The 24,148-nt window shown below is 44.0% G+C and carries 23 protein-coding genes; 12 read left to right on the top strand and 11 right to left on the bottom strand.

Annotated features, from left to right (window positions below; genetic code table 11):
- Positions 1-405: 405 nt before the first annotated feature.
- The 5 genes from QW087_04100 to cfbA are packed head-to-tail and all read right to left on the bottom strand — an operon-like array spanning position 406 to position 5,345.
- On the bottom strand, positions 406-1,773 hold the full coding sequence (locus QW087_04100) for a cobyrinate a,c-diamide synthase (protein ID MEM2943903.1): 1,368 nt from the start codon (positions 1,771-1,773) through the stop codon (positions 406-408).
- Complete coding sequence (locus tag QW087_04095) at positions 1,773-2,561, bottom strand: nitrogenase iron protein NifH (GenBank protein MEM2943902.1); 789 nt, start codon at positions 2,559-2,561, stop codon at positions 1,773-1,775. Before QW087_04095 ends, QW087_04100 begins: the two co-directional genes overlap by 1 nt.
- Positions 2,558-3,643 (bottom strand): Ni-sirohydrochlorin a,c-diamide reductive cyclase catalytic subunit, encoded by a 1,086-nt coding sequence (gene cfbD / locus QW087_04090; GenBank protein MEM2943901.1) that lies wholly within the window; start codon positions 3,641-3,643, stop codon positions 2,558-2,560. The genes QW087_04095 and cfbD overlap by 4 nt, the downstream gene beginning before the upstream one ends.
- A complete protein-coding gene (gene cfbE / locus QW087_04085; protein MEM2943900.1) occupies positions 3,640-4,941 on the bottom strand; it encodes a coenzyme F430 synthase in 1,302 nt (433 codons plus the stop codon). The genes cfbD and cfbE overlap by 4 nt, the downstream gene beginning before the upstream one ends.
- Positions 4,942-4,943: 2 nt before the next feature.
- Positions 4,944-5,345, bottom strand: a complete 402-nt coding sequence (gene cfbA, locus QW087_04080; protein ID MEM2943899.1) for a sirohydrochlorin nickelochelatase — start codon at positions 5,343-5,345, stop codon at positions 4,944-4,946.
- 544 nt (positions 5,346-5,889) lie between these two features.
- Between cfbA and QW087_04075 the strand changes: the two genes are divergently transcribed.
- The 7 genes from QW087_04075 to QW087_04045 are packed head-to-tail and all read left to right on the top strand — an operon-like array spanning position 5,890 to position 12,477.
- A complete protein-coding gene (locus QW087_04075) occupies positions 5,890-6,534 on the top strand; it encodes a bifunctional precorrin-2 dehydrogenase/sirohydrochlorin ferrochelatase (protein ID MEM2943898.1) in 645 nt (214 codons plus the stop codon).
- Positions 6,531-7,796, top strand: a complete 1,266-nt coding sequence (hemA, locus tag QW087_04070) for a glutamyl-tRNA reductase (GenBank protein MEM2943897.1) — start codon at positions 6,531-6,533, stop codon at positions 7,794-7,796. Before QW087_04075 ends, hemA begins: the two co-directional genes overlap by 4 nt.
- The gene (gene hemB / locus QW087_04065; GenBank protein ID MEM2943896.1) at positions 7,786-8,754 is read left to right on the top strand and encodes a porphobilinogen synthase; all 969 of its coding nucleotides are present in this window, start codon (positions 7,786-7,788) and stop codon (positions 8,752-8,754) included. Before hemA ends, hemB begins: the two co-directional genes overlap by 11 nt.
- 10 nt (positions 8,755-8,764) lie before the next feature.
- Positions 8,765-10,045: a glutamate-1-semialdehyde 2,1-aminomutase gene (gene hemL, locus QW087_04060; protein ID MEM2943895.1), complete on the top strand. Its 1,281-nt coding sequence runs from the start codon at positions 8,765-8,767 to the stop codon at positions 10,043-10,045.
- Positions 10,042-10,941: a hydroxymethylbilane synthase gene (hemC, locus tag QW087_04055; GenBank protein MEM2943894.1), complete on the top strand. Its 900-nt coding sequence runs from the start codon at positions 10,042-10,044 to the stop codon at positions 10,939-10,941. Before hemL ends, hemC begins: the two co-directional genes overlap by 4 nt.
- Positions 10,922-11,674 carry a uroporphyrinogen-III C-methyltransferase gene (gene cobA / locus QW087_04050; GenBank protein MEM2943893.1) on the top strand — a complete coding sequence of 251 codons (753 nt, stop codon included), beginning with the start codon at positions 10,922-10,924 and terminating at the stop codon, positions 11,672-11,674. The genes hemC and cobA overlap by 20 nt, the downstream gene beginning before the upstream one ends.
- A gap of 14 nt (positions 11,675-11,688) precedes the next feature.
- Positions 11,689-12,477, top strand: coding sequence for a uroporphyrinogen-III synthase (locus QW087_04045; GenBank protein MEM2943892.1), 789 nt, complete (start codon positions 11,689-11,691; stop codon positions 12,475-12,477).
- Between the two features lie 20 nt (positions 12,478-12,497).
- Here QW087_04045 and QW087_04040 read toward each other — a convergent pair whose 3' ends face one another.
- Genes QW087_04040 through QW087_04025 form a run of 4 tightly spaced genes read right to left on the bottom strand, consistent with a single transcriptional unit; the run spans position 12,498 to position 14,984 of the window.
- Positions 12,498-13,319 (bottom strand): ATP-binding cassette domain-containing protein, encoded by an 822-nt coding sequence (locus QW087_04040; GenBank protein ID MEM2943891.1) that lies wholly within the window; start codon positions 13,317-13,319, stop codon positions 12,498-12,500.
- The gene (cbiQ, locus tag QW087_04035) at positions 13,307-14,041 is read right to left on the bottom strand and encodes a cobalt ECF transporter T component CbiQ (GenBank protein ID MEM2943890.1); all 735 of its coding nucleotides are present in this window, start codon (positions 14,039-14,041) and stop codon (positions 13,307-13,309) included. The genes QW087_04040 and cbiQ overlap by 13 nt, the downstream gene beginning before the upstream one ends.
- On the bottom strand, positions 14,038-14,328 hold the full coding sequence (locus QW087_04030) for a hypothetical protein (GenBank protein ID MEM2943889.1): 291 nt from the start codon (positions 14,326-14,328) through the stop codon (positions 14,038-14,040). The genes cbiQ and QW087_04030 overlap by 4 nt, the downstream gene beginning before the upstream one ends.
- Complete coding sequence (locus QW087_04025; protein ID MEM2943888.1) at positions 14,325-14,984, bottom strand: energy-coupling factor ABC transporter permease; 660 nt, start codon at positions 14,982-14,984, stop codon at positions 14,325-14,327. The genes QW087_04030 and QW087_04025 overlap by 4 nt, the downstream gene beginning before the upstream one ends.
- A gap of 809 nt (positions 14,985-15,793) precedes the next feature.
- Here QW087_04025 and QW087_04020 point away from each other — a divergent pair.
- The 3 genes from QW087_04020 to QW087_04010 all read left to right on the top strand — a co-directional run bounded on the left by QW087_04020 (position 15,794) and on the right by QW087_04010 (position 17,706).
- On the top strand, positions 15,794-16,225 hold the full coding sequence (locus QW087_04020; protein ID MEM2943887.1) for an SCP2 sterol-binding domain-containing protein: 432 nt from the start codon (positions 15,794-15,796) through the stop codon (positions 16,223-16,225).
- A 6-nt stretch (positions 16,226-16,231) separates the two neighbouring features.
- Positions 16,232-17,386, top strand: a complete 1,155-nt coding sequence (locus tag QW087_04015) for an iron-containing alcohol dehydrogenase (protein ID MEM2943886.1) — start codon at positions 16,232-16,234, stop codon at positions 17,384-17,386.
- A gap of 116 nt (positions 17,387-17,502) precedes the next feature.
- Positions 17,503-17,706, top strand: a complete 204-nt coding sequence (locus tag QW087_04010; GenBank protein MEM2943885.1) for a 4-oxalocrotonate tautomerase family protein — start codon at positions 17,503-17,505, stop codon at positions 17,704-17,706.
- Between the two features lie 180 nt (positions 17,707-17,886).
- On the opposite strand, the gene QW087_04005 is transcribed toward QW087_04010, so the two are convergent.
- Positions 17,887-20,790 (bottom strand): PAS domain S-box protein, encoded by a 2,904-nt coding sequence (locus QW087_04005; GenBank protein ID MEM2943884.1) that lies wholly within the window; start codon positions 20,788-20,790, stop codon positions 17,887-17,889.
- Positions 20,791-21,216: 426 nt separating this feature from the next.
- On the opposite strand from QW087_04005, the gene QW087_04000 reads away from it, so the two are divergent.
- Positions 21,217-22,245: a radical SAM protein gene (locus QW087_04000; GenBank protein ID MEM2943883.1), complete on the top strand. Its 1,029-nt coding sequence runs from the start codon at positions 21,217-21,219 to the stop codon at positions 22,243-22,245.
- A gap of 304 nt (positions 22,246-22,549) precedes the next feature.
- On the opposite strand, the gene QW087_03995 is transcribed toward QW087_04000, so the two are convergent.
- On the bottom strand, positions 22,550-23,584 hold the full coding sequence (locus QW087_03995; protein ID MEM2943882.1) for a hypothetical protein: 1,035 nt from the start codon (positions 23,582-23,584) through the stop codon (positions 22,550-22,552).
- Positions 23,585-23,878: 294 nt separating this feature from the next.
- Between QW087_03995 and QW087_03990 the strand changes: the two genes are divergently transcribed.
- Entirely contained in the window at positions 23,879-24,019 is a 141-nt protein-coding gene (locus tag QW087_03990; protein MEM2943881.1) for a hypothetical protein, read from the top strand.
- Positions 24,020-24,148 lie beyond the last annotated feature (129 nt).

Raw genomic sequence — 24,148 nt, 5'->3', positions numbered from 1 at the left:
ATGAATGTAATAGCATGAGAATCTTAGAAGGCCAACTTTATATACATTACAAATTTATAAAAAATACTGTAATCCAACAATACGCAATGGTAGCAAAATTTCATTTCCGATGAATTCGATAAAAAAATCCCAGCGGATTTTGGCATCATATGATTGATGAGCCGATTGGATTTCTCTAGTTGGTGACTTTTCAATTTACAAAACTGATCAAGATGACCAGATTGCTTTCAATTTTCAAAAAATTGAATTTATTTTCCGTGATACTCTTGAAACTGTAAAATCTAAATGAGAATAACAATTATCTCAGAAATTCAAGGGAATAGGTTAGTGAAATGACGGTATGAGTCACCCTGAATTATTATGGAAAACTGCACTCATCAATGTTCACCAATATCACACGCATGATTAATGCATTGATCGAGATGATGCGTACGCCTCCTCAACGAATCTTAAACCCCAATCTTTATTAGAAAGCGCATGCTGATGCAAATATGCACCGATGACTCTCTGCCGGATCAAACCATCATTTTTCCCATCAATTCCTACGCCACGTTCGATCGAGTACGCGAACGGTCCGGTGGGAATGGGTGAAATGCGAGAATAGTGAAATTCATGTCCTCTAACCCTCTTTGCAGGAAACATAAAATTATCTCTTGTTCCAACAGCCTCTACGTAGGCTAGTCCCTGCCTATCTAATGAAACAATAGAATCACATTTGAAGATACCTGCCATTTTCCATTTTTTTCCTCCGAAGGTAATAGATTCGCAAAGCGTAATTAGGCCGCCACATTCGCCATATATCAATTTTCCTTCTTCGGCCGCAGACCTAAGTCCTTCCATGAAATCTTTATTAGAACTCAATGCCTCTGCATAGATCTCAGGATATCCACCACCAATGTAGTATCCATCAGCTTCTGGGAACGCATCGCCTTCTGCAGGTTTGAATTTGATCACTTTGCCGCCTGCTGCCTCGATCGACTCGATGTTCTCTGGGTAATAGAAGGAGAAAGCTCGGTCAAATGGTACCGCAATCTTGACGCCTTTCTCTTCTTTAGTTGGGAAAGGGCAATTCGCTGGGAATTCGAAAGGTTCGGCTTTTTCCGAAATTTCAAGAAGCCCATCTAGGTCGATTTCTGATGCCATTTCCGCGATGAATCTGATGGTTTTCATGGGATCTTCTTTTTCATGCATCGTCACGAGTCCCAAGTGTCTCTCTGGTAACTGCTCCTTTTTCCTCTCGATAGCACCGATGACGGGGGTATGTGTGAGCTTTTCGACAGCTTCGATCGCCTTTTTTCTGTGTCGTTCTCCGCTCACTTGGTTAAGAATCACTCCTTCGATTCTTATGGATTGATCGAGCATTTTAAAGCCAAGCACGTGTGCCGCTGCGCTCTTAGCAAGGCTCCTTGCATTGACAACGAGGATAACTGGTGCGCCAAGAATTTTAGCTATTTCAGCTGTGCTACCAGTATCTCCTGTAGATGTGAGTCCATCATACAGACCCCTCACACCTTCAATGACAGCGATGTCAGCATCCCTCATCGTCCATCCAAAAACATTAAGGATTGTCTTGCGATCAAGGAGGAAAGAATCGAGATTCCGAGAGGGTCTGCCCGTGGCAACAGAGTGGAAGGAGGGATCGATGTAATCTGGACCAACCTTGAATCCTTGAACTTTGTATTTTTTGGAAAGAAGCGCCATGATACCCGTTGCAATCGTCGTCTTGCCGACGCCGCTTCCTGCGCCAGCGATAATAACGCGCTTCAAAACCATTATTCATTCTCCCTCAGCAGCACGCGAATCTCTTCCGGGTCAACTGGTTTTGGTACGACTAGCGTATCATTTTTCAGGATCGATTCTGCCAGTCGACGATAAGCATTGGCCTGAGTGCTGTTTGGAAAACCTTCGATTACTGTCATCCCCCTGTTCTCGCACTCTCTCACAATTGGATTGCGTGGAATAAAACCAATCATCCCGCTTCCTATCATCTCGGCGAATTTGTCAACGATTCTTTCTTCATTCTTGATGTCTCTTGAATTGCATACGAGTCCTCCCAGATTAACTTTCAGATTCTCGAGGCCTCTCGCGATATTGTTCGCAGCATATAGCGAAAGATACTCACCACTTGTCACGATATAGACTTCATTCGCAAATTTCTCGCGCAGAGGCGCGGCGAACCCTCCACACACCACATCGCCAGGGACATCATATATGATAACATCGATGTCGTCGTTAAAATACCGCTTGTAGAGTTCCTGCACAGCTACGATGATTCCCCGCCCTGCGCAGCCCACGCCAGCAATGGGCCCGCCTGTTTCAATGCATTTAACGCCCTTAAATCCAAGAACGTAAGCAGGCTCAGTCGTATCTGTCGACGATCTCAACCTTTCCAGAAATGTCCCGATTTTGCGCCCACCGAGTAATGTCATGCTACCATCAGCTTTTGGATCGCAGCCAATATACCAGGTATTCAATCCCTTTTCGGCAAAAGCGGCGGCGATATTTGCGGAGATCGTGGACTTTCCGATGCCTCCTTTGCCGTAAATCGCGATCTGTTTCATTTATTGATCCCGTCCACAAGTTCTCTAATGGTATCGCCAAGTTCGCTGTGAACGATGCCTCTTGCGCCCATAAGCATGGAATGTGTTGAGATCTCTCCAACGGCGTATGCAAATCCTGAATCAATAAAATTCCGCAGCTCCCTTGGCTGATCGGTTACAAGGATATCTTCCTTTTTGAGATCGGGAATCGCGTGAGGCAATCCACAAATGATACGGAGATCGATGGATTTATCCTCGAGATACTTCGCAGCCTTTTCGCCAGCAACTGGATACTCATCAAGCCCCCCGCTGAAAAAATCAATGGTAATCCCCTCGTCCTTCAAATCCCTCAAAATGTCTGCTGAGTATCTTCGAATTCTCGGCAAACCAATATTTGGATCTACATTTGCCACATAAACTGCGCTTCCCCCAATCCTGCGCCGCGCGTATTCAACCGCTCGCATCACATCGGCGAATCTGTAAGCAGTCTCCTTCTTGGCATTGAGCACAACAGCCACATTCTTGCTTTGCGAAAGAGCGTCGAGGATCATTCTCGCCACCTTTAATTTAGTTACCCCCCTGTGCGGTTTGAGATACGGCTTGCTCGTCATTCCCCTCTCTCTTTCGAGAGCGGTCGCACGCATCAGCATCTCTTTCTGCCGCTCGAATTCTTCTCTCGGGATGATCCCTTTACTCATCGCCACTTCGAGCACCTTAATAGCGCCCACTGTGTTCGGTCCAGAGCATGCATGAATATCGATCGGCAAGACTATGGAGCGTATTCCTGCCTTCTTGATGGCCGCTTCGAGATTTTCCCCAATGATCATGCTCGCGCACGTGCCAACCACCCCAACAATTCTCGGTGAGAACTCGAGGTCAACTCTTTTCAGCACTTCTACAAGGCGATTTTCTGCTCCAAAAATAAGATCATTTTCCTGCATACCAGTTGTTATAACTGTAACCCCTGCCTCTTCCAACAGCCTCGATGCCGTGAAGCCACAGCCAGGAGGGCCGTGCATGACGATCACATCCGCGTCAAGATCCCTCAGCGTATACATGGCCGCGATGATGGGACTCGGTCTGGGGTGGAGGACGTCGCTCACCTGAACCCCTCCTTTGTGCACCAGAGGATCGCATCCGATTTCTTGCGTACATCATCAACACTCTTGATGATCTCAAATGTATGTCTTGCTTGATTTAATTCATTCGAATCGCTTAACAAATAGGCACCGTCAATGAAATCCCTCTGAGTACTAATGATTTTTTCAATCTCACTGACATCAAGTTTCTCGCATACCCGCTTTGAAACAGGCTCAACAACAAGGCTGATTTTTTTCAAATCAGAGTAGCTCTTCATGCATTCAAGAAGATATCCGATGGACGCTGCACTCACGCCGGGATTCCTGTCACGTATAATCCAGGAGTTCTTATGACAAGAGATCTCAGCCCTCCCCTGGACACCATCAAAGGATGAAAGCGACCTCCCGATATCATCCACCTCTAACCCAAAATCAAACGCGACGGCTGCGGCTGCTGAAATCGAAGGAACATAAGCGGGAGCGATGAAGCGAGAGGACAAGTCAGCAGTCACTCGACAATCTTTTCCAAAAAGAATTTCAACTTTTGTTTTGGATCCCAGAAGTAATTTCGAAACGATCCTTACCTCCACATCTCCTCCCGCGCCAAAAGTCACAATCTTAAGCCCCTGTCGTGCCTGTGAGGTCCAAATACCTTCCTCCGCCTTTCTTATCACTAGTGTGTTCTTCGAGTTTTGCACCATCTGCACTTTTCCATCATACGCTTTTCTTGTGCCCGCTGCTATAGGATAATTATTCTCGATAGTTGTGATGACACCCGTGTCTGCGTTGCTTGTTCCCCCAAGTGAGACTTCAAAAACGCCAACATCAAATTCGACATTCATATTTGCGACTTCGAGTATAGTGGTCGGGGCGATGCTCGCCTCTCTTTTGAGAATTTTCGTTTGTCCATCATCGTACAGCACAATTCCAGCGCTACTCAGCATTAATACGCGGCGCCCTTGAGATCGTAGAAGATGTGCAATGAGGTGCGATGTTGTAGTTTTTCCTTTTGTACCCGTCACCTCGACAATTCTTGACTTGAAAGAGCACAATTCGCCGACGGCCTGATGTGTGGTAATTTTCTTTTCCCACGTAGCACCCTTCAGAAAATGATCAGGACAATGGATCGGTGAGACCACAAGATCGAAAAATCCCTCAGGGGTCTTCCTCACAATATGAACTCCAGCCTTTCTAGCTTCCGCCTCAAGCATCTCGGTGCCAGTACCGTAGCAATCGACGAGAGTCACCTCGGCTCCTCTCTTCTCGTACTCATGTGCTACCGAAAAGCCCCCGTGCGTTGCATCCATCACAAGAACCTTCAAGCTCAATCCTTCCTCATTCTCTCCTTCACTCTTTCTTCAAGAATGTCCACAATCCTTTCATCAACGCCGATTGGTTCACAGTACCGTATTTCAATTCTTTTTCCGTTTATATTCGTGGTTCCGCCCTTGCCTCCTTGAGGGATCCCGAGCTCTGAGGTTATATCATCCCTCGTATGGATACCGTGGGCGAGAAAACACGGAACTACATAAATCGTTTCAGCGCCATCGGCAACCAGTTTCCCCAACCCATCTTTGATGGTCGGCTCATTAATATTCATGAAGCCAACCGCAATCGGGAAATCTTTGAAGCGTTCAGCGAGTCTCGTCGCAAAGTGATTGATTGCGTTCTTATTGTACTCGAGCTTGCTACCGTGTCCGATCACAAGTATTCCTTCTCTTTTCATCTATTCACCTCAATACTATTGAATCACAAATATCACTTGATTTGGATATTCAGAGGGGATAATAAATGGAGTTATAAAAAATAATTCAGTAAATTATCGCTCCCCTCCTGAAAACTCGAGGCGCTTGTACATTATGAAGTGCTCGTGAACCAGCCAATTTGTAAGAGAATTAATTGTTGCCTGGAGTCTCCACATTTTCCGTAGAGCAAATTGCTTTTTTTTTCAAAAACAGAGTATCGCATTTCATTTTTCATCGTTTCTGGCATTCGTCCAAAAGGGCGCAATATACATCTATGATTCATACATCAACACCCCTTTTTTATGCGACAAATTATTTTGAACGTGGTAAAAAGATCATGAAAATACTATTGAAATCATAATCGAGATCGTTGCTTGTGGTATCGAATCTTTGTTTCCATCGCTTCTTTTCGTCCGCAATTACAGTCATTTGGATGCATATCTCAAAAGATTATTATGTTAGCATCAAAATTTGTTGATAGATCAAAAGTCATTCGAGTAATTTACATTCATTAGAGTGATGTTGATGCTTCCTCTGATACTCGACTTGGTGGGAAAGAAAGTGGCAATCTTTGGGGCGGGTGAGGTTGGCCTTCGAAAAGCACAGTATTTTTCGAAAGAGGCGGAAGTGGTCGTTGTAGATCGGCATATCGAGGAAAGAGTGCAGGAAAGCAGATTAAAGTTGGTGGAAGAAGATGCCTACGAATCTTACGAACGGTGGATCAATTGGGCGGATCTCGTAGTTGCGGCCACCGATGATCCTTTGTTGAATGATAAAATATGTTCATACGCTAAATCAGTGGGAAAGGATTTCAATAGAGCGGACGGCGTAGGTTCATTCCTAATACCGTCGGTTATTGACAAAGGAAACTTTATCATTGCCATTTCAACATTCGGCAGAAGTCCAGCAGTTTCTAGAGCGCTGAAAGAAGAACTGGAGAGTGCGATCGATGTCAACTGGTCGTTGATGGTAGAACTTCAAGAAGAGATTAGAAAAGAGATTAAGAGCAGGGTACTTGATCAGAGGTTGAGGGAAAAGGCGCTTCGATTGATAATTAAGGACAAGGAGATTCTCAGAATGCTCGGCATCGATTACACCAAGGCAAAGAATCTCGCAATCGAGAAGATCGAGAAAGAAATGAATGGATTGCAGAAGAGGGAAGTGGCATGATCATCAGCGCACATATCACACACAAATCCGCTGATATGAAGGCCCTTGAACTCATCGGGCGGCATGATGAAAAAGCACTTCTTCATGCACTCTTAAGGGTTCAAGGTGTAAGGGAGTGCGCAGTGCTCCGAACTTGCAATCGCGTCGAGCTCTATGTTGTGACAGATGAGCCAACTGTGACCAGGACGGGCATGGAGGAGATGATAAGCAGGTTCATTCCTTTCGATCACGATCAAAACCTTGTTCAATTTCGCACGGACATCGATTCAATAAGGCATCTGTTGAGGGTATCAAGCGGTCTAGAATCGATGATCGTCGGGGAAGATCAAATCCAGTTCCAAGTGAAAAAGGCATATGAACTGGCTGAGAATGAGAAGTGCGCTGGACCTATCCTCTCCTTGATTTTTAGAAAGGCGATCAGTGTCGGTAAGAAAGTTCGTACCGAGACCAGGGTGAACAAGGGCGCCGTGTCGATAGGTTCTGCTGCTGTCGACCTCGCGGAAAAGATTCTTGGAAGCCTCGAAGGAAGAACTGTCCTTGTCATAGGGGCCGGTGAAATGGCAACGCTGATTGCCAAGCACCTTTTGGGGAAAAAGCCGAATGCAATTTTTGTTTCCAATCGTACGTTTGACAGGGCTGTTGAACTTGCATGGTATCTTGGTGGGCAGGCAATTCGCCTTGATAGTCTTTATGACTATTTGCATAGATGCGATATCGTGCTCGTAGCCACTTCATCTCCCCATATCATTTTAGATCGTTCACGTGTGGAGAAAGCGCTTACAAAGAAGGGAAAAGGAGAAAAACTCATCATCATCGATGTTTCGTTTCCCAGGAATGTGGCTGATGATGTTCGCACGCTTGAAAACGTGGAGATGCACGATATCGATGGTCTGAGAGACATTGCGCAAGAAAATATACTAAAACGAAAGGAGGAGGTTCACGAGGCGGAAAGGATCATCGCTGAGGAACTTTCGCTCCTAGAACGAAAGCTTGAAGAAATGGGAGCCTCCGAACTCATTAGAGCCCTTCGTCAAAAATTCGAGGCTATAAAGGAAGCGGAAATTAAGAGGGCGATTAATAGATTGAACAACAGTCCAGAATCCATTGAATCCATCGTGGCTGATTTCGCTAACGCGCTCGCAAATCGATTCCTCGCGGATCCGACCGAAGTTCTTAAATTAGCATCTCGGAACAAGAAAGAAGAAATTCTTAAGGCTGCACGTGAATTGTTTAGATTGGAGGAGAGCAAAAATGTTTCCTGATACGAGAATGAGGCGTTTGCGGATGCATCCGATGATTAGAGAAATGGTGAGAGAGACGAGATTATCTGTGAAGAATTTCATTTATCCCATGTTTTTCAACGAGACATTGACTAGGCCGAAACCAATCGTTTCAATGCCTGGCGTCAGCGCATATCCTGTGGAAAAAGCAGGTGAGCAGGCCGCACAAGCTTATGAACTTGGGATACCAGCGATCATGGTCTTCGGAATTCCCAAGCATAAGGATGACGAGGGCAGTGGTGCCTGGGCAAAAGACGGAGTGGCACAAAAAGCCATCAAAAAAATAAAGAAGGAATGCGAGATCGTTGTTGTCGCTGACCTGTGCCTCTGTGAATACACATCTCACGGACATTGTGGAAAGGTAAAGAATGATGAGATACTCAACGATGAGACTCTCGAACTCTATGCGAAAACAGCCGTTAGCCAGGCAGAGGCAGGTGCTGACATGATTGCGCCCAGTGGAATGATGGATGGTATGGTCACATCGATAAGAAACGCTCTTGATGATGCTGGGTTTAAGAACATACCCATAATGTCATACAGCGCAAAATACGCGTCCGGATTTTACGGACCTTTCAGGGAAGCAGCGGAATCTGCTCCAAAGTTCGGCGACAGGCGTTCTCATCAAATGGATCCTCCGAATGCGCGCGAAGCGCTGAGAGAAATGGAATTGGATCTCATAGAGGGTGCTGATATTCTGATGGTAAAGCCTGCGCTCGCGTATCTTGATGTGATAAGGGATGCGAGGATTATGTTCAATGTGCCAATTGCGGCCTACAATGTGAGTGGCGAATATTCAATGATCATGGCAGCTGCTGAGAAAGGCTGGCTCGATAAAGATAGGATCATGTTAGAGGTGCTCACCGCCATCAAAAGGGCGGGTGCGGACATCATTCTCTCGTACTTTGCAAAGGACGTGGCAAAGAAACTGAAGGAATGAGGGCTGATCCATGAGGAATACTGAGCGTTCTAAAGTACTCTACGATCGAGCAAAGCATTTCATGCCAGGGGGAGTCTCGAGCCCGGTAAGGGCTTTCGCTCCGTATCCTATTTACATCTCCAAGGGCAAAGGCTCGAAGATATGGGATGTGGACGGCAATGAATACATCGACTACTGTATGGGGTTTGGACCTTTGATTCTTGGCCATGCTCATCCATCTGTTGTTAGGGCATTGCAGGAGCAGGCTGAAAACGGCACGCTTTTCGGCGCACCAATTGAAAAGGAAATCGAGCTTGCGAGCATCATCACAGAACATTACCCGTCGATAGAAATGGTGAGATTTGTCAGCAGCGGAACAGAAGCAACGATGCATGCGCTTCGATTGGCCCGAGGATACACGGGAAGGGACAAGGTGATTAAGGTCGAAGGCGGATTTCACGGGGCTCACGATGCTATGCTTGTTAAAGCAGGTTCTGGGGCGGTAACGCACAGCGTACCAAATTCCCTCGGCATTCCATTTGATATCGCGAAGAACACACTCGTAGTTCCTTTCAATGATATTACGGCTGTTGAAGAAACAATAAGAGCGAATAGAAATGAGATTGCAGCTGTGATATTGGAACCAGTTATGGGAAATATTGGTCCGATTCTTCCAGATGTTGATTATCTCAAAGCTATGAGAGAACTGACATCGAGGGAAGGAATTTTACTCATCTTTGACGAAGTCATTACTGGCTTCCGCCTAGCCATGGGTGGTGCGCAAGAATACTTTGGAGTCCAGTCCGACCTAACAACCCTTGGCAAAGTCGTTGGCGGTGGAATGCCCATAGGCGTTTTCGGTGGGCCAAAGGAGATCATGTCAATGATATCTCCGACAGGCAAGGTGTACCAGGCAGGCACCTTTGCGGGCAATCCCATGAGCCTCACGGCGGGTATAGCGACGTTAAAGGAATTGAAGAAAAGTGACCACGGAGAACTCAACGAAAAAGGCGAAACGATCAGAAAGTCGATTCAAAAAATCCTCAACGATCTGAAACTAGAATTCACTATCGCTGGCATAGGATCAATGTTCCAGCTCTTTATCGCAAAGGGACCGATACGTAATTATGAAGATGTGAAAAGATCCGATACACAGATTTTTTACAAGATATTTCACGCGTTGCTCGAGAATAATATTTACTTGCCACCATCGCAGTATGAAACGAATTTCTTGTCGACGGCGCACTCGAATCAGGATGTAGAGAAGACTATAGAAGCATTTGAGAACGTTCTGAGGGACATTACACAATGATTGTTGGAACCCGCGGAAGCAAGCTGGCGCTCGCGCAAACTGCGCTGTTTGTAGAGGCTATCAAAAAGAAATTCCCAAATTTGGATATAGAAATCAAGAAGATAGTCACAGCTGGTGACAGAATCAAAGACCGTCCTCTGAACGAGATTGGGGGTTACGGTGCTTTTGTCAAAGAACTTGATAAGCAGATTATCGATGGGAAAATTGATGCGGCGGTGAATAGCCTCAAAGATATGCCCGCAAAATTGACGCCGGGCACGTGCATCGCAGCCGTGATGAAAAGGGGACCAGTGGAGGATGTGATTATCCCCGCAGTGCCGTTAGAAAAGCTTCCATCAGGTGCGGTCGTTGGAACATCAAGCGTACGGAGAAAAGCCTTGTTGCTCAATAAGAGAAGCGACCTCATCGTTAAGGATTTGAGGGGCAATGTGACAACCCGTTTGCGAAAGCTCCAAGCGGGGGAATTTGACGCGATTATCATGGCGAGAGCTGGCCTTGAGCGAATAGGTTTTGGAGAATCTTTTTTGCCGCTTGATCCGTGGGATTTTGTGCCGGCAGTAGGGCAAGGTGCTATCGCTGTTGTCTGCAAAGAAGATTCGCAGTACAGGGAGATGCTTAGCGCTATCGAGGATTCTGTTACAAGAATGGAAACTGAGACTGAGCGTCTTATTTTGAAAGAACTTGGAGGAGGATGTTCAATTCCTCTAGGTTTATGGGCGAAAATCGAAGGTAGCTCTATTAAAGTGAGAGGAATCGTATTATCAGATTATGGAAAAGTGCTGGCGCAAGTTGCTAAAGAGGTTAAGCTTGGTGCAATACACGAATCGATAACTGAAATAGTACGTGAATTGAAGAGGGGAATGGAGGGAGCCGTTGATGACTGCAAGAAGAGGTGAAGTTTTTCTCGTCGGAGCTGGTCCGGGCGACCCAGAATTGATCACGGTTAAAGGAAGATTACTCATTGAAAAGGCGGATGTCATTGTGCATGATTCTTTGATTCCGAGGGAGCTTTTGAAGCTCGCAAAGAAGGATGCAGAAATCATCGATGTAAGTAAAAAAGGTGGAGAACACCTCGTCGAGCAAAGTAAAATAAATGAAATCTTACTGGAGAAGACCTTGGAAGGAAAGACTGTAGTGAGGCTTAAGGGTGGTGATCCTTTTCTTTTTGGCAGAGGTGGGGAGGAAGCCGATTTCTTGAGAAAAAGAGGAATCGATGTTCATGTGGTTCCAGGTGTGCCATCTGCGATTGCGGTGCCTGCGCTTGTTGGCATACCTGTAACTCATCGAAATTACGCATCCTCCGTTACAATCATAACTGGTCACGAGAGCGCGGAAAAGGAAAGAGAAATTCTCAACTGGAATGCTTTAGCCTCATTAGGTGGGACAATTGTTATCCTCATGGGCGTTTCCTCGATGGAAAGAAATATCAAAAGGCTCTTGAAAGAAGGACTTGATCCTGAAACACCAGTTGCGGTGATTGAAAAGGGGACGATGAAAGAAGAACGCGTTATCACCAGCTCCCTCATAGAGATTTCGGAAATTTGCAAAAAGGAATCAATTGAGGCACCAGCAATTATCGTGATCGGTTCAGTTGTCGAGTTGAGAAATTGTCTAGGGGATCTGCGTTGATGCGCATTGCTATCATGAGGCCAAAGGAAAAGATTGGCGAGTCTATCGAAATCGCAAAACGTCTTGGTTTTGAACCAATGATCGCATCACCATTGAGGGTTGAAGTTGTTGACTCTTCATCTTTTGATGCATTTCTTGAATCGCTGTTCTCTGGCGAAATAGATTTCGTTATTGTGACGAGTGCAATTGGAGCAAGAGCGGTGATAGAACTCGCCACAAAGCGGAGGAAAAGCGAGGAGCTCGTGAGGGTCTTAAACAGTGTATACATGGTAGCAATCGGCCCAGAAACGGCGAGAGCTTTAGAAAGCGCTGGAATTCGAGTGAGTATTTTGCCAAATATCTATTCGTCTGACGGAATCGCAGAATTGATGAGTTCTCAATCAATTGCGGGTAAGCGCATATTCATCCTCCGTTCAGATAGGGGAGAAAAAAAACTTGTGGGGGAGCTTGTAAAGTCTGGGGCGAAGGCAGTGGAAGTCATTGTCTATTCGCTTGTTCCGAACATAGAAGATCCTGATCTCTTGAAAATCATTGATGCAGTCGTTTCCAGAAAGCTAGAGGTTCTTGCGTTTACAAGTCCTCTCTCCGCGAAAGTTTTTGTCGACGTGGCGTTATCGAGATATCGTGAAGATGTGGTGTTTGATGCGCTCGCGCAATCTTTTATCGCTGCAATAGGTAATCCGACCAGAATGATGCTAGAGTCCTATAATATTAGAGTCGATATTGTGCCACCAGAGGCAACATTTGAGTGCTTGCTCCAGACCATTAAGAAAAGAATTTCTTATGATTCAAGAAGTGGATGATGGCAGATCTGAGATACGAATTAATCATGGTTGCCGCATTCATTCATGAGGATTGCAAGAGCCTCGTCAACCGTAATCGGTAATCTGAATTTTTTCCCACGGGAGTTCCGCCATTGATCCATAAGGCGAAGCATCGATGGGAGTTCGAGGTTTGCTTTGGAAAGTATGTCAGGTTTTTCAACCAGTTCAGATGGCTTACCGTCGAAAATGATGTTCTTCTTCAATACAATAATTCTGTTGGTTAATTCAAATGCCACAGAAAGATCGTGTGTAGCAAGAACGACAGTTTGAGAAATGGACTTCAGAATATTGATGAAGTCTCTTCTTCCCTGCGGATCCAAGTTCGCAGTTGGCTCATCAAGGAGAAGGATGGGAGGTTTCATTGCGAGAAGCCCTGCAATTGCCACTCTCTTCTTCTCCCCGTAACTCAAGTGGTGCGGCACCCTTTCTCCGTAACCTTCGAGTCCAACCTTCCTCATCGCTTCTGCAACACTATTCTTTACTTCATCTTCATTCATTCCCATGTTAATCGGACCGAATGCAACATCATCCCACACTGTTGGCATAAAAATTTGATCATCTGGATCTTGAAATAAAATGCCGATATTTTTTCTCAACGAGTCTGCATTCTTCTTGGAAAGCGTATTACCCATTATCTCTACATTGCCGAAGGTAGGATAGTAGAGACCAGCAAAGATCCTCAGCATTGTGCTCTTCCCAGCTCCGTTTGGCCCTACAATTGCCACTCGTTCTCTTTCGGAAATTCCCAGAGACACCTCATCGATCGCTTTTATGCCGTCAGGGTATATATATGAAACATTTACAAGTCTCAGAGCGTCCAAGTCATCACACCGGCCTGGATGAGAAGGGACAGGACGGATATACAGATGAACGTTAGCGCAAAGATCGCGTCACGCGGAGCCGCTTTTAACATGTTTAAGGTCCTCACCTCACCCGTGTAGCCACGAGAAACCAAGGCTAAATAAATATTGTTCGCTCGCCTATGCGATCGCACAAAGATCATTCCAGCAGTATAAGCAATGGTACGAAGAGCTTCGATATTAAGGATGCTCTTGCCACCGCCAAATCCGCGAGCTTTCCGTGCAAGACTCATTCTCCCTAGCTCATCGATGAAGACGAAGATGAATCGATACGTGAAAAGAATGAGCGAGATCATGACTTTTGGCAATCTGTACCACTGCAGAGCCTTAAGGAATTCAAAGAAAGGCGTAGTGGAAATCAAAAGAATCAAAGCAAGCACAGAATTTGAGATGCGCAAGAACATAGCTGAGGCCTCGATCAAACCCGAAGAATACCACATAGTCAAAGTTGCAAATATGACAAAGGGAAAGGCCATTAGGTAAGACTTTGCAATGTGGAGGGGAGGAATGCGGGAAATGGCAACGATTATGAAAAGGGAAAGGAGCGAAAAAAGCAGTGGGTAAATGCTATGGAGTAATGCAATTGATGCAATGAAAAAAATGACACTCAATAATTTTATCCTAGGATCAAATTTTGCTAGAGGCGACTGTCTAGCGTACTGATCGATTTCATGATGCTTCATTTTTCTTCCTTGTTTGTCTCCCTCTTCGCAGCGATTCTAAAATATCCATATGAAATTGCGAAGACTAAAACGAATCCGACGAGACCGGCGAAAAACGCAGTAATGTAATCTTCACCGTAATCTAGGGGTGCATGATAAATAGGCTCTCCCTCCTCAACGCCAGCATTCTCCATGGTTTTCTCAAGACCATCTCCGTATTCAGCGGAGAAAATGAAATACAAGACAAGTCCAACTGCAAAGAGTGCTACGATTCCTAAAATCGCTTTAAGAATCTTCTTATCAATCATGACATCGCCTCCTCCGCTGGTTTTCTTGTCATTATTGTCTCTGGCGCTACTTTTGCAAGATACATAAAAATCGTTCCTGTGATGATACCCTCACCGATGCCAATGACTGCATGATAAGCTAGCATTGAGGGCAATGAGATCATTGCTTCAATACCATAGGCTCCAACTGAAATAGCAAAACTTGTTGCAAGTTCAATCGCACAAGCGAAAGAAGCGAAGAAGACTGAAAACCAAGCAGCGGCAATAACACCTGCCTTTTCCAATTTGCTTGGAAATATTTTGTAGATAGACCATGAAACTAAAGTTCCGACGACGGCCATATTGGTTATATTAAGACCCAGTGCAGTGAGTCCCCCATCGCCAAAAACAAAGCATTGAATGATAAGAATGACTGTGATGATTATCATGGCTGCATACGGCCCAACAAGAACGGTAGCAAGGGCAGCCCCTATTAGGTGCCCAGTTGTGCCCCCGAAAATGGGAAAGTTCAGCATCTGGGCCACGAAAATCCCAGCAGCGAGGATCGCCATCATAGGCACCGTTTTCTCATCAATTTTTTTATTTACTTTATAAATCGACAGTGCTATGAAAGCAATTGCGATCACCCATCCAATAATAAGAATTTCTGGTGCCATGAGTCCATCGGGAATGTGCATTCTATCTTTCCTCCATGTTTCCTAATATCATAACACGAATTGTAATATCGTGCTACTTGATAAACTTAGCTTTATTTATCTTTTTTCTTCAAGAGAAAAAGTAGGAAGTAAAACTTCCAACTACATCGTGACTCTAGGCAATTTTTCAGCTCTTCACAACTTGGCATCATTTGCCTTATGCATTTTCATGAGCGGAATTAGGATCATTGTTTTTATCTTTCACTCGAGCTGTCATGTTCCATTTTAATCACGGAATGCTGAATGCGAATCGCATGTTCATATTATAGGGTGCATTTTACCACCAGCAAATAGTTCTCATTGTGATGAAAGCATTTCAAAGGAACCGGTTTGTACCGATGCCATATTGTTGTAAATCGGATCGAAACGCAATGTGACTATTTGTCGGAATTTCTCTTTAGTAGGGTATGTTTTTTAACCTGTGTTACATTTTGTAAGATTTTTCTAAGATTTTCTGTTCAGAAAATACGCAAATTCTCAAAGATCTTGGAGCAAATTTTTGGAAAAATTTCCATTGGGGCTATCGTCCTGATACAGGGTATTCTAATATTGATTCCTAAAATGGAAAATTACTTATGATGCGGGAATTAATAAAAATTAAAAAGCATCACAGAGAGGGCAGTTTAGATTCGAGTGGAATTAATGGATGTGTTTCTTCCTGCTTTTTTGCGGAGAACCCATTTCTTTACTGGAAAAGTTGCAATGACAAGGGGCCCTGCGATTAGAAAAACCAGCATTCGATCTCGGTGTCTGTTTTGCTCTGTGATACTTCGTAAAAAAAAGAATGTGAGGTGATTGATATCCCAAATGAGAATGAGGAGAAATTAAGATTCCCAAGCGTCGAGTGGTTTAATAGATATGCTGAGGAAATAAACAAGAATAAGGAATACGAAGCCTCCGCAACTCGCTGGGAGGGGGATTTCCTTTACGTCATTCTACCTGACGAGGAATTCGATAGAGAGGAAGTTTATTACCTTGATCTTTACCACGGTAAATGTAGAGCATGTTACCGAGTGGAAAACAGAGAAGTAATGAAAACCCAGTACATGATGCTTGCGAAATATGGAGTATGGATGAAAATAGGTTCGGGCGAACTCGATCCTGTGAAGGCGATTCTTACGGGCAAATTGAAGGTGAAGGGAAATCTAGCCCAGATAATGAGGTATAAGACGGCGGCCACCGAACTTGCAAAAACGGCAAGCAGGGTACCAACGATTCGCTAATATTCGATGGGAAAGGGTAAGATGTGGAGATATGCGAGTCCAAGAGAAATAGTATTTGGGGAAGATGCGCTAGAAACGCTCGCTGAGTTAGAATACCGACGAGTACTCATCATATGCGGGCCTACTGTGAAAAAGATCGGCATACTCGATGAAGTGAGTGAAATTATAAAGAGGGCCGGGGCGGAGGTCGAAACAATCGATTGGATAGAGGTGGAACCTTCGTTGGCATCGGTGATCAAGAGCTCTCAGTTTGCTATCAATTTTCAGCCTGATTGCATCATAGGACTTGGTGGAGGAAGCAGTATTGACGCCGCCAAGGCGATATACGCATTGTACGAAAGACCTGATATTGATATAACCACCTTGTCACCCTTGGAAACCCTTGGTCTTGGAAAGAAGTCGAAGCTTATTTGCATTCCGACGACGAGTGGCTCTGGCTCAGATTCGAATTGGGCTGTGGTTCTATTCGATGAGGAAAACGATACAAAAATGGAATTGGCATCGAGAGAGGTTGTGCCGCATCTCGTGTTACTGGACCCTAAGCTTGTCATTTCTATGCCGCCTCGCATAACGGCATCATCAGGCATCGATGCCCTCGCCCATGCTATTGAGGCTTTTGTATCGCAATGGCGCAACGATTTCTCAAATGCATTTGCAATTAGAGCGATTGGAACAATTTTCGAATATCTGGTGCGATCGGTCGAAAATGCAGATGATATCGAAGCCCGTGAAAAGATGCACTATGCTGCGACAATGGCAGGAATAGCTTTTGGAAATTCAGGGGTCGGGTTGGCTCATGCAATGGCGCACGCGGTTGGCGCGCTTTTCAAAATGTCGCATGGAGTGGCCGTTGGCATCTTCCTACCGCACGTGATCAGATTCAATGCTGAAGTGGCGGCTAGAGATTACAAGGAGATTATCAAGGCTGCCAGACTTGAAAGCTTTGAGAACCCTGGTGAACTCCTGGCCAATTACATAACGAACTTGCTGAAGAAAATCAATATGCCGACTAAAATCGGTGAGTTAGGAATCTCACAAGAGGAATATATAGGCGCCCTCGATGCTCTTGTGGAGCGAACCGTGAACTCATCAGGCTTCATCACGAATGCGAGCCCCCTCGACAAAGATGAGTGTAGGAGTCTATTACTCGCGGCTTTTTAGAATGACGAGCGGAATATCATGAGCTTCATATGAAATCTCCATTCCAATCGCCGGTAGCGGTAGCTTTTCATACTGATATGAAGATAATCCTCTTGTTAAATGGCTCGGGGATGTAAATGCCGATTGTCCATGTACATGTCTGGAAAGGATTCTCGGATGAGGCGAAAAAGAGTGTGATAGCGGGGATAACCGAAGTTTTTTCTAAGCTGGGAGTACCAGCCCAGGCAGTTGAAGTCGTGATTCATGAGATACCTATGGAGAGCTGGGGAGTAGGCGGAGAGAGGGCGAGTGAGAAGTTCAAAGGTGTAAGAATACCTTGAGAAAATGTAGTTAGAAATCCACTTTGATTTCGTTTAGGTGGAGACATATCCATTCCGACGCCCTGAAAATACACGGTCTGATGTGTTAGACATTATCTAGTTGCGAAGTCTATGGACAATAGGAAAATGGGGTTCCAATGCCTTTCAAAAACAAAAAAATCAAATGATTTGGAACGGCTTTCATTCGATTTTGAACCGATGGGTGGGAACTGAAATTACAAATTTCACACCTTTCTCGCCAACTTCTTCGATTTTCATTTCATTCATTTCAATAATTTCTTTCACGAGATAGAGTCCCTTTGCTCGATTCCTTACGAGTGGCGAGTCGAATATGTTCACTCCTCCCTTCTTCTCAATCCCAGGACCATCATCTTCGTAAATAATCTGTAGTTCCTTTCCCTTCATCTCTGTAAATATCCTGATGTTTTTTGCGCTTCTTGCATGCTTCAAGGTGTTATGAATTAAATTGTAGAACACCTTCCAAATCATCTTATCGGAGAAGATGTGGATACTTCCTGCCTTTTCATCAATTATCAGAGAAATCCCAGTGAGATCCAGCTGTGAAATAGCCTTGTTGATCGGGTCGAGTAATTTCATCCAGCAAGGTAGTTCCTTTCCTAGTTCTTCCATCTCCTTTGTAAATTCGAGGTGTTCCAAGATATTTTTCACCGCAGATTCGAGTTTCGATATTATTTGTTCCAATGGCATCTTGTTTTGCGCATTTTTCATTAAATCTAAATAGCCAGTTATGACCATCAACTGATTACTGATATCGTGCCGTGTCATTCGATAGAGTAAATTAATTTTCAGATTTGCGAGTTGAAGAGCTTTTTCCATGTTTTTGATATGCGTGATATCTGTCGCCGTGCAAAACACACGCTTTACCTTCCCACTTTCATCAAACATCGGCACTTTATTCACGAGTACGCACTGTGCGTTTCCGTCTGTGGTAATCAGCCATTCCTCTTGAAGAATCCTCTCGCCTCTGAACGCCTTCTGGTTACCTTCGATACAGACTTCGCAGGTCCCTTTTGGTAAAACGTCTCGGAGTTTTCTTCCGATCAGTTCCTCTTTTTTGAGACCAAGGAACTTTGCACGGGCCTCATTCACGAGTCCATACGTCTCAGGATCGATCGCGTACCAAACCATCGTATCAATATTATCCAACAGCATGTTTTGTTCCTGTGCCATTTGTCTGAGCTCATCATGAGCTCTTTTCAATTCTGTGAAGTCGATAATTGAAGCCAAACTACGTTTCGTTCGTGGTATCATTGATACGACCGCTTTACACTCTCTGATATCACCGTTCTTCGTGACGAGTCTGAATTCAAATTCATTTGGCACAGCGTTCTCTTGACTTCTTCTAAGTCTATGATATTCCTTCAATCGATCTCTATCTTCCGGAGCGATGAATTCAAGAAAACTCCTTCCGGCTATTTCTTCGATTTTGTAGCCGGTTAATTTCTCAGCCTCTCTATTCGCCATTGATATTCTAGTGTCTTCTTCTATCACAACACTCGCAGTTCCTGTGTTTTCGAAGATCGATCTGTACAATTCTTCATTTTTCTTCGAAAGTTCTTCCATCTTCTTGAAATCCGTTGTATCGATAACGCTTCCCAATATCGCTGGTCTTCCTTCATAATCAATGATCGCTGGTGATAATCGAGCCCATCTCACGCTTCCATTTTTTGCAATGTAAGCAAACTCGTATGGCTCAGGGTTGTATCTTTTTGGATTTGCCAGCAGTAGGTCGGTCAGTTTTTCCAATTCCTCTTTGTAATCTGGGTGAACTAGATCAAGGTAATTCGCCGCTAGAAGCTCTTCTCTTGAATATCCCGACAAGCGACAAAGCATTTCGTTGACAAATCTTAATTTCCCATCTTGGAAGATGTATATACCTACAGGCAGGTTTTCCATGATCGTTTGGTATCTTGCTTCGTTTTTTTCCAGCAACGAAAGAGCGATTTTGTAATCGGTGACATCAAGCGCTGACTCGATGACTCCTATAATTTTTCCGCGGTCATCCATCATTGGTGCACCGGAGATCAGCCACCAGCGACCATCATACGTTCTCATTTCTGCGGAATGAGGACTACCAGTTTGTATCGACTTGACGATGGGGCAGTTTTCGCACGGCGATTCCCTGTTGTTCCATACTTCATAGCAGTGCTTCCCAATAACGTCCTTTAGCCTCATCCCAACGGAATCCGCTGCTGCTTTGTTCGCCCAAATAATTCGATTTTCAGTATCTTGGTATACAACCAACTCCGCAAGATTGTTCAACAAAGCTTCCATCAATTTTCGTGTGGAGGTAATTTCATGCTTTAGGGACTTACGCTCGGTAATGTCCCTTCCATTCATTATGATTCCCTTTCCACTGGGAGCGTAACGATCAACCATCATTTCGAATTCAAAAACGCGGTATGCACCGTCATTATGCTTCATTTTCATTTCGAATCTTACGGCGCTTTTCATGCCAGAAAGTAGCTGATTTAATTGGGCGCAAAAATTTTCCAGGTCTTTTTCGTAAATATATTGCGTAAATGGAGTTCCTGCAAATTTCTCAGGCTCGTAATCTAACAATCTTTTGATCGAGGGGCTCACGAAATTTACTTTTGCATCAGCATCGATCGTAATTATGAGGTCTGAGCTGTTCTCGATGAGTGATCTGAAGCGCCTTGCATTGTGTTCAAGAGCCTCCATGGTTTTTCTCTTTGAAATCGCTTGATCCATAAGGTGGACAAGTTCTGCGAACATCGACTTAATATCGCCGCCCTTTTGAAGATAGAAATCCGCACCAGAATTGAGGGCCTCTATCACAACTTCCTCTCTTCCTTTTCCTGTGAAAAGAATAAATGGGATATTGCTGCCTTTAGATCTCAATTGTTTCAGAAGAGCAATGCCATCCATACCTGACATTTGATAGTCACATATGATCACATCTATCGGTTGCTTGCTCAGCAGCTCTAGAGCATCTTCAGCTGAGTAGCTCACCAATACTTCATAATCACTCTTTTCTTGAACAAAAATCGAAATCACTTCCAAGATCGCAGGTTCATCATCGATGATCAACGCACGTGGCATAGGCACACCATAGCTCGTGGTAAGAATGGATATATCATATAAATTTCATTTTTTCGCAGTATCACCTATGATAATGCTTGCCTGCACTCCAGAAATTTTTCCTTATTGACAATAACATGGGTTGGAATTTTGAAAGCGAGCAATCAAATCTAGATGTTTTCCAAATCTTTGATTCCACCGCAGAATAGAGATAAGACAAAGATGACCAAATTATGTTAAGAACTCATCTCAATCTAGACCCGATATGACCGTACAAAATCGGAGTGAAATGTCGTAATACTCATTGAAATCGGCTCACACGTTGCATTTATCTTGGAGTCCTACGCAGCATTTCAAATAAGAAAATCACGAAGTTATCGTTCTGATTGAATACAGGTAAGCCATCGAATCAATATAATACCTATTTTTTGCATTTAATCCGCGTTGATGAAATCTGCAGGAAAATTACCAATACACATTGGATGGCAATGCACAAACGCATGCAATTTGAAGTGCATTCACTGCTACGCATCAGCTGGCAACATTTCGCCGTACGAGCTTGACACGCAAGAAGCAAAGAATCTCATCGGGTCCATATCGGAACTCGGCTCGACAAGCATTGTTTTCACTGGTGGAGAACCGATGATGAGAAAAGACCTTTTCGATCTCGTTGGGTATGCATCAGATCGAGGACTCCATGTAATAATTGCCACGAATGGGACAATGATCGATGAGAGATCGGCGGAGCTTTTCAAGGAATTGGAAGTTGCAATCGCAATAAACTATCCCGCAGTGGATGAAAATCTTGAAACGTACATTACTGGCCTTTCAAATTCCTACAAATTGCGCATGAGAGGTCTATTCCATTGTTTAGAAAAGAAAGTAAAAACGAGCATTGGCATGGCGATCACGAGATTTAACTGCAAGGAAGTAAAGAGGGTGATTGAATTCTCCGCTGAGAAAGATATCAACTGCGACATTCTCTCAACTATACCGACTGGAAGGGCAACGGCTTCAGTGCTGCCCAGTGTAATTGATTACGAGACTATGCTCAGAATGTTGGTCAGAGATTATTCCGCTCTGCCCATGCATGCTTTGGATAGTAGCTCACAAACGCATGTGTCTGTGTATGAACCCTTTTACGTGCGAGTGTTGATGGAAGAATCTGGAAAAAAATTTCCAAAACTATGCAGCCTTGGCAACGCCATGCATGTGATGGAAGACGGGTCAGTGAGGTCATGTGTTTTTATGCCAATGACCTTTGGCAATGTAAGAATCGACAGTTTAGAAACGATATGGAATAGGATTGAGGAATCGAGCTTTCTTCAAGAACTGCAAGACCCTCAAAATTTGAAAGGCGCCTGCGGGCGTTGCAAGTACAATTCGACATGCGGAGGATGCAGGGCTAGAGCTCTCGCGCTAACAGGCGATCCATTCCAGGAAGATCCAATGTGCTCGGAATGTTTAAGTTTATGATTCTTGAAATTCGGAACGCAAGATGAAGCTGAGGGCTATATCATTCGAAAGTAAGATCAAAAAACACGTCCTCGACATCATTATGAATTGTATGATGAGGAACGGTCCAATTGCTCAAATGAAAGATGAAAAACTGAACAACCTGAATTCTATAATCAACAAGTACTTCTCAATTCAAGCTCTCAATTCAAGTAAGGTTGATTCATGCATCCTAGGGTAATTCGAGCATGCCCATGTTGCTCTATTGGTGAAGTAAGAAGCGACAAATGAGGATTAAATAAAAAAGGTCATATTCGATCAAAAACTAACACGGAATAATTTTCGGAAATTTTCCTTCAAATTCTTCTGGAATTTGACCGATGATCCATCCTGGACTCGTTGTTTCACAGTAGTAATAATACTTGCCGTTGTATACATATGCAGTTCCAGAAAGCGTACGATCCCCCCAAATGCCAGCAGCCATATGACCAGGATCCCCTTCAAAAAGAAGAAGTACTCCATCAAAATTGAATATTGCATTCTGAATAATTGAAACAAAAAGTATTGCAGTGTCTTCGCAATCTCCTCCGCCGTCGACGAGAGTTTCTACAGGATATCTTGGATATTCGATCATGCCTTTTGTTTGATTATCTAGCATATATTTCATCGATTGAACAAAAGCCAAAATAAACTCAGCCTTCTTGTACGAAGAAAGTCTTAATTCCTCAACAGCGATGTGATTGAGTTTATACGCCACCTCATTGACTGACTGATCATCTGAAATCACGTAGGATGCGTAATTCGAGACTCTCTCGCGAAGGCTGTAAGTATAGTAATCTTCGCCAGCGATATTCACAGTAATTGAATATAGGTTTCCTTTATAGTGCCATTCGAATACTCTTTGGAAAGCCTCATGTCCATAAAAAAAATCCCATGTCGCACTCCACTTTTCTCTACCATCCTGCGGCATAACGCGCCAATAGTATGTTTTGTTTTTCTCGAGCTCGCTTTGCAGAGAATACGAGGTTTCATTCACAGTCACATTTACAATTTGAGTGCGAAAACTAGGTACTTTGCTGAGCTGAAACCTGAATTCTGTAATATCGTTAGGGGCCTTCCATTGGAACACAATAGTCGAATTTGTTACGATGGCGGAATTCTCAGGATATATTGGAATGATCGATTGGCTGTTGAAGAAATTGATGAGAAATGGAATTCCTCTTGGGATCGCAATAACGGTGAAAACTAATAAAATAGCAATGAGCAGAGCTATCGCCACCTTCCCACCTTTTCCTTTACTTTTTTGAGGATATTGGTCTTGTCGAAAGTTTCCCAGTATCTCCTCTTCATCTACCGCCATGCGATCCCAACTGAATGTAGAGTTCTTTCAAGCCTTTATGATATTTCATTCGGCGACTTAAAACATGCACACATAAATCACGATTTTTCACTCGTGGACGTTATACCGTGTTATGAATCTTCTAAAATTAATGACTAGCTAAATCGTAAGCAACGATCTAGCCCTAAAAGTATTTCTGTTGCGACATCAACCTTTTTTCGAGCATTTGCAAGACGAAGGCTACATGCAGGGATGCGCAATATGTTTGACTTGGGAAATGTGTGCTAATCTAAATAAATCGAGGATTCTTAAGCTATGCAGCTAGGAGGTCTTTTAGAGGATTTAGGGTGTATGGCAACAGTGTGCCGAGGGGACAACGTTGATGCTGTTAGCCTTACCCCCCTCGCAATAGCAAATACGGCAAGACTCGATCACGCCGATCAAAAAGAGTATTGAAGTATTTCTTGAATTTCTATATTTTCAAAGAGAAAGCCCGCCAGAGATATTGATGTGCAGGAGCTGAATCAAGAAATCATTCCAATGATTAGCGTGGCAATAGGTGATAATGGTCACCACTCTCTAGAA

The sequence above is a fragment of the Methanomassiliicoccales archaeon genome, assembly GCA_038850735.1.
In the GTDB taxonomy this organism is placed as follows: Archaea; Thermoplasmatota; Thermoplasmata; order Methanomassiliicoccales; family JACIVX01; genus JACIVX01.
Note: the sequence above shows the minus strand (reverse complement) of the source record. Positions and strands in the feature narration are given on the sequence as shown.

Coding starts and splice junctions, on each gene's coding strand:
- QW087_04000 (MEM2943883.1), top strand. CDS start 21,217: ATGAAATCTGCAGGAAAATTACCAATACACATTGGATGGCAATGCACA.
- cfbA (MEM2943899.1), bottom strand. CDS start 5,345: ATGAAAAGAGAAGGAATACTTGTGATCGGACACGGTAGCAAGCTCGAG.
- QW087_03995 (MEM2943882.1), bottom strand. CDS start 23,584: ATGGCGGTAGATGAAGAGGAGATACTGGGAAACTTTCGACAAGACCAA.
- QW087_03990 (MEM2943881.1), top strand. CDS start 23,879: ATGCAGCTAGGAGGTCTTTTAGAGGATTTAGGGTGTATGGCAACAGTG.
- hemC (MEM2943894.1), top strand. CDS start 10,042: ATGATTGTTGGAACCCGCGGAAGCAAGCTGGCGCTCGCGCAAACTGCG.
- QW087_04015 (MEM2943886.1), top strand. CDS start 16,232: ATGGGAAAGGGTAAGATGTGGAGATATGCGAGTCCAAGAGAAATAGTA.
- hemB (MEM2943896.1), top strand. CDS start 7,786: ATGTTTCCTGATACGAGAATGAGGCGTTTGCGGATGCATCCGATGATT.
- hemL (MEM2943895.1), top strand. CDS start 8,765: ATGAGGAATACTGAGCGTTCTAAAGTACTCTACGATCGAGCAAAGCAT.
- QW087_04100 (MEM2943903.1), bottom strand. CDS start 1,773: ATGGTTTTGAAGCGCGTTATTATCGCTGGCGCAGGAAGCGGCGTCGGC.
- QW087_04005 (MEM2943884.1), bottom strand. CDS start 20,790: ATGCCACGTGCGTTGATCATCGATGATGAACCTGCGATCTTGGAAGTG.
- QW087_04030 (MEM2943889.1), bottom strand. CDS start 14,328: ATGATTGATAAGAAGATTCTTAAAGCGATTTTAGGAATCGTAGCACTC.
- QW087_04075 (MEM2943898.1), top strand. CDS start 5,890: ATGCTTCCTCTGATACTCGACTTGGTGGGAAAGAAAGTGGCAATCTTT.
- cobA (MEM2943893.1), top strand. CDS start 10,922: ATGACTGCAAGAAGAGGTGAAGTTTTTCTCGTCGGAGCTGGTCCGGGC.
- QW087_04010 (MEM2943885.1), top strand. CDS start 17,503: ATGCCGATTGTCCATGTACATGTCTGGAAAGGATTCTCGGATGAGGCG.
- QW087_04045 (MEM2943892.1), top strand. CDS start 11,689: ATGAGGCCAAAGGAAAAGATTGGCGAGTCTATCGAAATCGCAAAACGT.
- QW087_04095 (MEM2943902.1), bottom strand. CDS start 2,561: ATGAAACAGATCGCGATTTACGGCAAAGGAGGCATCGGAAAGTCCACG.
- cbiQ (MEM2943890.1), bottom strand. CDS start 14,041: ATGAAGCATCATGAAATCGATCAGTACGCTAGACAGTCGCCTCTAGCA.
- QW087_04025 (MEM2943888.1), bottom strand. CDS start 14,984: ATGCACATTCCCGATGGACTCATGGCACCAGAAATTCTTATTATTGGA.
- hemA (MEM2943897.1), top strand. CDS start 6,531: ATGATCATCAGCGCACATATCACACACAAATCCGCTGATATGAAGGCC.